The sequence below is a fragment of the Cyanobacteriota bacterium genome, from assembly GCA_025054735.1.
In the GTDB taxonomy this organism is placed as follows: Bacteria; Cyanobacteriota; Cyanobacteriia; order SKYG9; family SKYG9; genus SKYG9.
In genome coordinates, this window is the sequence record JANWZG010000227.1 from 1 (window position 1) to 6,330 (window position 6,330).

Below are 6,330 nucleotides of genomic sequence, written 5' to 3' on the forward strand. Positions count from 1 at the left end.
CCGGACTTGAAACTCTGCCACCACTTCAGGGTTAGAGGTTTCTTGGCGAAACTCTAGCTTTGCGGTGCCTCCTAACACTCGTTCCGCTTCCTTGGGGTCATTTACGCCAGGTAGTTGCACTAGCAATTGATTGTTGCCCGCGGTCTGCACGATCGCCTCTGATACCCCTAACCCATTCACCCGACGTTCAATGACTACGCGCAAGTCTTCTAAATCACCGGGCTTAATCACTTGCGGTTGACCATCTTCGGGCTGTTTCACCTGAATAGTCAGTTGGGAACCCCCTTGCAAGTCTAACCCCAACCGGAGGGGGACATTTGCTAAGACAAACACGGCAGCAATGACGAGCACGATAATCAAAACTAGGATGGAGCGTTGTCGTTGCATGGGTGTAAAGGGTAGAGAATCAAAGGTGAAACGGGTGAATCTAGGGCTAACAAAGCCAAGCCATACCAGGAGTGATTGGATCTCACCAACAGGATCTCACAACGGTCATCAAGGTGATCATAACTCAGTCAAGTGATGTGATATTGCTCTTCATTGGCACGCCTACTAAGGGGGCCTTAGCAGGCTTTATTTCCCCAGCATTGCCTGCACAGCCTCTACAATTTGCGGGGGTTGAACGATCGTCAAATTTTCCAGTACGCCGTTGTAGGGTGTGGGAATGTCCTGAGATGAGAGGCGTACTACAGGTGCGTCTAACTCGTCAAATAGGCGATCGTTGATAGACGCAATCACCTCAGCACCGATGCCTCCTGTTTTCATACATTCTTCCACGACGATAACCCGGTGGGTTTTGCGAAGGGAAGTTCCAATTGTATCAAGATCTAGTGGCTTGAGAGAAATTAAGTCAATTACCTCTGGGTCGTAGCCTTGCTGCACCAAGGTTTTTGTAGCTTGAAGAACATGGTGACGCATCCGAGAGTACGTTAAAATTGTTACATCTTTACCTGGGCGCACCACCTCAGCTTTGTCTAGCGGCAGTAAGTACTCTTCAGTGGGCAAGGTTTCCTTGAGGTTATAGAGCAATACATGCTCGAAAAACAATACTGGATTGTCATCGCGGATAGCAGACTTCAGAAGGCCCTTGGCATTGTAGGGTGTGGAGCAAGCAACAATTTTTAGCCCCGGTACTGCTTGAAAATAAGCCTCTAACCGCTGGGAGTGCTCTGCCCCTAGTTGTCGGCCAACGCCACCTGGCCCTCGAATGACCATGGGAATTTTGAAGTTGCCCCCCGATGTGTAGCGCAACATACCAGCATTATTAGCAATTTGGTTAAAGGCTAAGAGCAAGAAACCCATATTCATGCCCTCGATGATGGGGCGCAGACCTGTCATGGCTGCTCCTACGGCCATGCCCGTGAAGCTGTTTTCTGCGATCGGGGTATCCAAGACCCGTAACTCACCGTAGGTTTTGTATAGATCCTTGGTTACTTTATAGGATCCGCCGTAATGTCCCACGTCTTCACCCAGCACAAACACACGGGGATCCCGTGCCATTTCCTCGTCGATCGCCTCTCGCAGGGCATTGAACAAGAAGGTTTCCGCCATTTCTGCTATGTCCGCTTTCACAACAATTCATGCGTAAGTCAATACGCAATCTTCAATTCTACGGCATTCGTGCTGAGCTAGTTGTGAAAGTCATCGAACCCAGAATCAGGTTGCTAGTCCCTGACATTAGGACTAGCCTAAGCCTGTAACTGATAGGCAGCAGGGTTTGCTACTAGGCACAGTAAAAAACTGGCAGACGCGATCGCCTACCAGTTCTTGTAGTGTGCAGGGCTGGTTTAAATCAGCGCTGTGAGCAGCCTACCGATTCTATCCATCCCTGAAGGTCTGTCTATCGCTGAAGGTGCAACCTATGACCTCGGCTCAGCCTGAGTATACTTGCAGCAGGAACTCCTGAATGTAGCCACGACCAAAGACGTGCTGAGCACAGGGGTCGCAGCCAGGGCCAACTTCAACAGTTGCAGCAATTTCATACAACCCATCAGTTAGACCCCGGGCCTCAGGTGTAAACGCTAAGGACAGTTCGTAGTCATACGTGTCCTTGGTGGTGGTCACAGCAGTGGATAGGTCAATTTCAGGAGCTGGGCCAAAGCCTTCAAAGTGGAAATTCACCTTTAGGCTAATCCCCAAGCACATCAATAATGCTGTTAGGGGAGACTTGTTGAAGCGCAACTTTAGGCTGGCAACAACGGTTTCGCTAGATGCAACAATGTATTTGGACTGGGTAGCACCAACTTGATCGGGCATAGCTGGCATACCAGCAGTCCCTTCTATGCGCAGGCTGTAAATATCGAACCAAGCGGGGCCAAGAATTTCGCGGGAGTACAGTTCAGAATCTGTTTGCAGAACAGTTGCTTGTGCAGGCATAATTAGTACCTCAAATCAATGAATTAAATGGGCTTAATTGGAAACAAACATGCAGAAAAACTCGTTGATTTCGTGTTTCTTTGGCCTGCTTTGTTTGTCTTGAATTCATTGTGGCAATGCCAAGAGTTGTGGTCAGTACCCAAGGGGGTAATATTGACTGTTTTGGAACAATAGTTATCAATAAGTCCCCCTTTAAGTTCCCCTTTTTAGATTGATGAATGCTATGGGCAATAGGTTTTGTATCGTCCATGGCTGGGGAAAATAGGGAGCATGTCGTGTTTGCAAGATTCTGCTCTAGACATCATTCCCCTGCTTTGCCTACTAACTTGGAAGAGGAATTTAGGGTGAGGGCAAAAATGATGTGTAATCCTCAGTGAACTGCGATCGTAGCCCTTCCAAGTACCTTTGATTGATTAATCCAATCAACTTAGGTTAAATTGGGGGCGTGTCCTAATTTGCAAATTATTTGTTCTATTCCTAGAACGTGAAATCTACCCTTAAAATCCTCTAGTTGCCGCCTTCTGATCATGGTGCCTTTATCACGATATTGGGAAATCTTGAGGCTTGATCCTGCTGCTGATGGGGTAGGGTACAAGCGCCAGTTACTACCCTTAGCGATGGAATTTTTTCAAGTACAGGGTCTTGCCCCAGAGGGTCTAAAGCAAATGCCTGGGCGATCGTCCTTGCTGCACTACACTACCCAACAATATTTGCATCAACTATTTCGCACCCAGTCCCCATGGAATGCTTTCCAAGCAGCAACTGCTGGTTTATGCCTGCGGTGCTACGTGTCCTATGCCATTGTTCATGCTTGTCAGCGTCTAGCCCGGTTCTTCACTAGCTACTTCACCTATCGCGATTTGTTGCCCTTTGTGCTAGATGATGATGGCAAAACTTTGATTGTGCTTCGTCACCATGATCAACAGCAATTGGGGTTAGATGCTGACGGAACGATGCGATCGCTGCCCTTCCCCATTGTCTCCGTTGAGATTTTACGCACCTATGACCCGAATCGGCCTGCTGCAACTAGGGCCAGTCTAGAAAATTGGGCATATTACTGTGTAAGGCAACAAGGTCAGTTGAAAGACTTCATTGCCAAACAGGGCTTGTGCCGCCTGAGTAATTGGGCTTTGCTGAATCGGGTTAGTCATCGACAACTTGAGGGGTTTTCTCCCCACGATCGAGCACTCATTAGCGCCTTTCACCGGGTCTACCGCCGCGATCGCCGCCGTCAACACCAAACTGGCAAGTGTCCCGACCCTACCCCTGCCCAACTCCAAGAGATGAGCGGGTATTTACAGCAAGTTGGCATCAACTTGAGGGGGGCGGCATTGCTCCACAAGTTGCAAACCTTAGCTATGGGTCTACGGCAACTAGAGCAGTGGGTGGGGGGTGTTGCACCACCAGCTATTTCAATCGATGAACTGGATTCAGAAACCGGTCAAGTGAGTCAGTTACCTGACCCTAGGGCTGAGAATAATGTAATGGCGATCGAACGACAGGAAATTCAAGACTTTTGCCATGAGCAACTTGTGCGATCGTTAGCTCAAGCCATCACCGTGGGATTATCTGAGCATGTGGCCAGTATTCAGAGACGGCCTCGGTATGCCAAGTTTGCCAACTGTATACTACAGGGATTATGGCTAATCTACAGTCAAGGTAAATCCCAAACGGAGATTGCACCCCTGTTAGGCATGACCAATCAGATACAGGTTAGTCGAGTGTTGGGGTTGACAGAGTTGCTGAATCGAGTACGACGGCATACGGTTGAGATGCTTTTCCACAGCTTGGTCAAGCTGGTTGAAGACCTTGATTTAGTTCAAATTCAGAGCCAACCAGATTACCTCAATAACTTGCAAACTGCTATTGAAAGCTTTGTGGATGAGGAAATTTTTCAGGCAGCAGCAGCAGAACTGATGACTACGAAAGGTCGAGCCTTCGATAGTCTCTATGCTCAGCAACTACGTCACCAGATTCAAACTTATCAGGAGGTTAACCTAGCATGAGTTACGCTACCCTTGAATACCCACCCCTTCCGATCATTCCCCCTGACCCTATACCGCTGACCCAAACTGATATTCAGCAGGCAATACAGTTGAGTGATGCCGTACTGGGGGAGGAATGTCAATGGCAAACCTATCTCCAGGGTCTGGCTTTGATGGGGTTTACAACTTGGCTGCGGGAGCGATCGCCCCATCTCTCTGTTCAGCTAGAGCATTGTTCTCTCTGGCAGCCAGAGGTGGCTACGGTTATACCAGCAGCTTGTAAGTTGATTGTAGGAGATTTTTCCCTCTGCTTGTTGGCTACTGAGCACCTGTGGCATGAGCTGGTCAACATTCCCAGGGCTGTTTTGGAATTACCTACTTTCACAGCCCACTTCTATGTGGTGATTGAGGTGCAAGAAGAGGAGGAGCAGGTGGTGATTCAAGGCTTTGCTCGGTTTGACCAACTAGATGCCTATCGACGATCGCATACCCTTTCTCCCCATCCAGATTGGAGTTATTCTCTACCCCTCCACTGGTTTGATCCAGAACCGAATCACCTTCTCACTTACTTACAGGTGCTAGATCCAGCAGCAATCATCCTACCGGAATCTGCTATGGATACCTCTGCTGACCAGACCCTCGACCATCCTATTGATGTGTATCAATTGCTAGCAGGGTTGAAATCCTCTAATTGCCCTCTATGGCAGCAGTTGTCTTGGGAGCAGGGGCAACGAGTGTTACAAAATCTGGAATTGCTAAGGTTGTGTTACCAATGGCAGCAAGCTCCAAACACTGAGGATAGTCCCAATGTACGTCTGTTGGAGTTACTCACCTTGGCGTTGCAGAGGGTAGTGCGACTGGGGCGATGGTTGCAGGGAGAACTTGACGACATGGCCAACCAGTTGGGATTGTTTTTGCTACCGACAACAGCTATGGTTGCCCCAATGCTGTCACTTGATCGCTTTGAGGCGGCGATTGCAGAATTACGAAATCAGAGTATGGATATTCCACCTCAACCTACTCGCGCCTACCAAGACTTAGATTGGCAGGATGTTCCTCTGCGCCTCTGTATTCTCACTTGGCGGGTATCTGAGAATGCTGCCCTTGATGACCAAGCTAGGTTTTCTGTGCTGTTCATTCTAGGAATGCAAACGAATGCTACCTTGCCCGACGGCCTAAAACTGCGAGTCAGCAATGCGATCGGTGTCCTCCATGAACCCATTGCTGAATTTGACGATCCGTTTCTGTTTGCTAGAGTCCAAGGCCAGCTAGGTGATACCTTTGTAGTGACCATTTGCCACATCAACTGTCCACCCCTCACCTTGGCTCCCTATCAACTCACCTTGGCGTAGCTGCTATGATGTTTGAACTTCAGGTCTGGTATTACCTTGATCAGTCTTGCCTGTTTCTGCTGCAATGGCAGAATAGAACTCAGCAACTTACGGCTAATGTGCCCTATTCCAGAGAAGTTCAGCAACGCTACCAACGCTGGCAACAACGCTATTTACGTTATTACGAATTTACAACTCCACGGGTTGCGGAAAGTGGCAGCTTGAAGCCAGGAACAGGTGACCCGGCCCATGACTTGATGCAAGCGGAACAGGAGTTGGTGCGATCGTTCCAAGCTTGGTTGGCTGAAGGAGAAACCCGCAACATTCAACAGTGCATCTGGGAAGAGGGTAATCGATTGCTACATCAGTTAGTGAATAACCCGTCTGCTCTGAAGGATAGCTCTGCCCAGTTGATTGAGGTGTTTTTGACGATCGATGCTCCTGACCTGGCCAAATTGCCTTGGGAACGTTGGGAACTGACCCCTAATCCTAGCCAGTTACCGCTGCGGATAATTCGGACTGCTAGTCAAGGGCGCTTGCGACCCTATTCCCCAAGCTACCGCCGAAAGCCAAGGATTCTGGTGATTTTAGGTGAAGATACTAACCTATCCTTACAGGCTCATTGGCAAGCCCTCCAA

The 6,330-nt window shown here is 48.9% G+C and carries 6 protein-coding genes; 3 read left to right on the plus strand and 3 right to left on the minus strand.

The annotated features are described in order from the left end of the window. The 3 genes from NZ772_11665 to NZ772_11675 form a co-directional block, all read right to left on the minus strand. Positions 1–387, minus strand: a 387-nt coding sequence (locus NZ772_11665; GenBank protein ID MCS6814203.1) for a protein translocase subunit SecD, incomplete at its 3' end; no start/stop codon positions are given. A 186-nt stretch (positions 388–573) separates the two neighbouring features. Continuing rightward, the gene (locus NZ772_11670) at positions 574–1,551 is read right to left on the minus strand and encodes an alpha-ketoacid dehydrogenase subunit beta (GenBank protein MCS6814204.1); all 978 of its coding nucleotides are present in this window, start codon (positions 1,549–1,551) and stop codon (positions 574–576) included. 321 nt (positions 1,552–1,872) lie between these two features. Then, positions 1,873–2,376 carry a hypothetical protein gene (locus NZ772_11675; protein MCS6814205.1) on the minus strand — a complete coding sequence of 168 codons (504 nt, stop codon included), beginning with the start codon at positions 2,374–2,376 and terminating at the stop codon, positions 1,873–1,875. A 527-nt stretch (positions 2,377–2,903) separates the two neighbouring features. Here NZ772_11675 and NZ772_11680 point away from each other — a divergent pair. From NZ772_11680 to NZ772_11690, 3 genes are all read left to right on the plus strand, one after another. After that, positions 2,904–4,382, plus strand: a complete 1,479-nt coding sequence (locus tag NZ772_11680) for a hypothetical protein (protein MCS6814206.1) — start codon at positions 2,904–2,906, stop codon at positions 4,380–4,382. After that, positions 4,379–5,713, plus strand: coding sequence for a DUF1822 family protein (locus NZ772_11685; protein ID MCS6814207.1), 1,335 nt, complete (start codon positions 4,379–4,381; stop codon positions 5,711–5,713). Before NZ772_11680 ends, NZ772_11685 begins: the two co-directional genes overlap by 4 nt. Positions 5,714–5,718: 5 nt before the next feature. After that, positions 5,719–6,330, plus strand: a 612-nt coding sequence (locus tag NZ772_11690) for a hypothetical protein (GenBank protein MCS6814208.1), incomplete at its 3' end; no start/stop codon positions are given.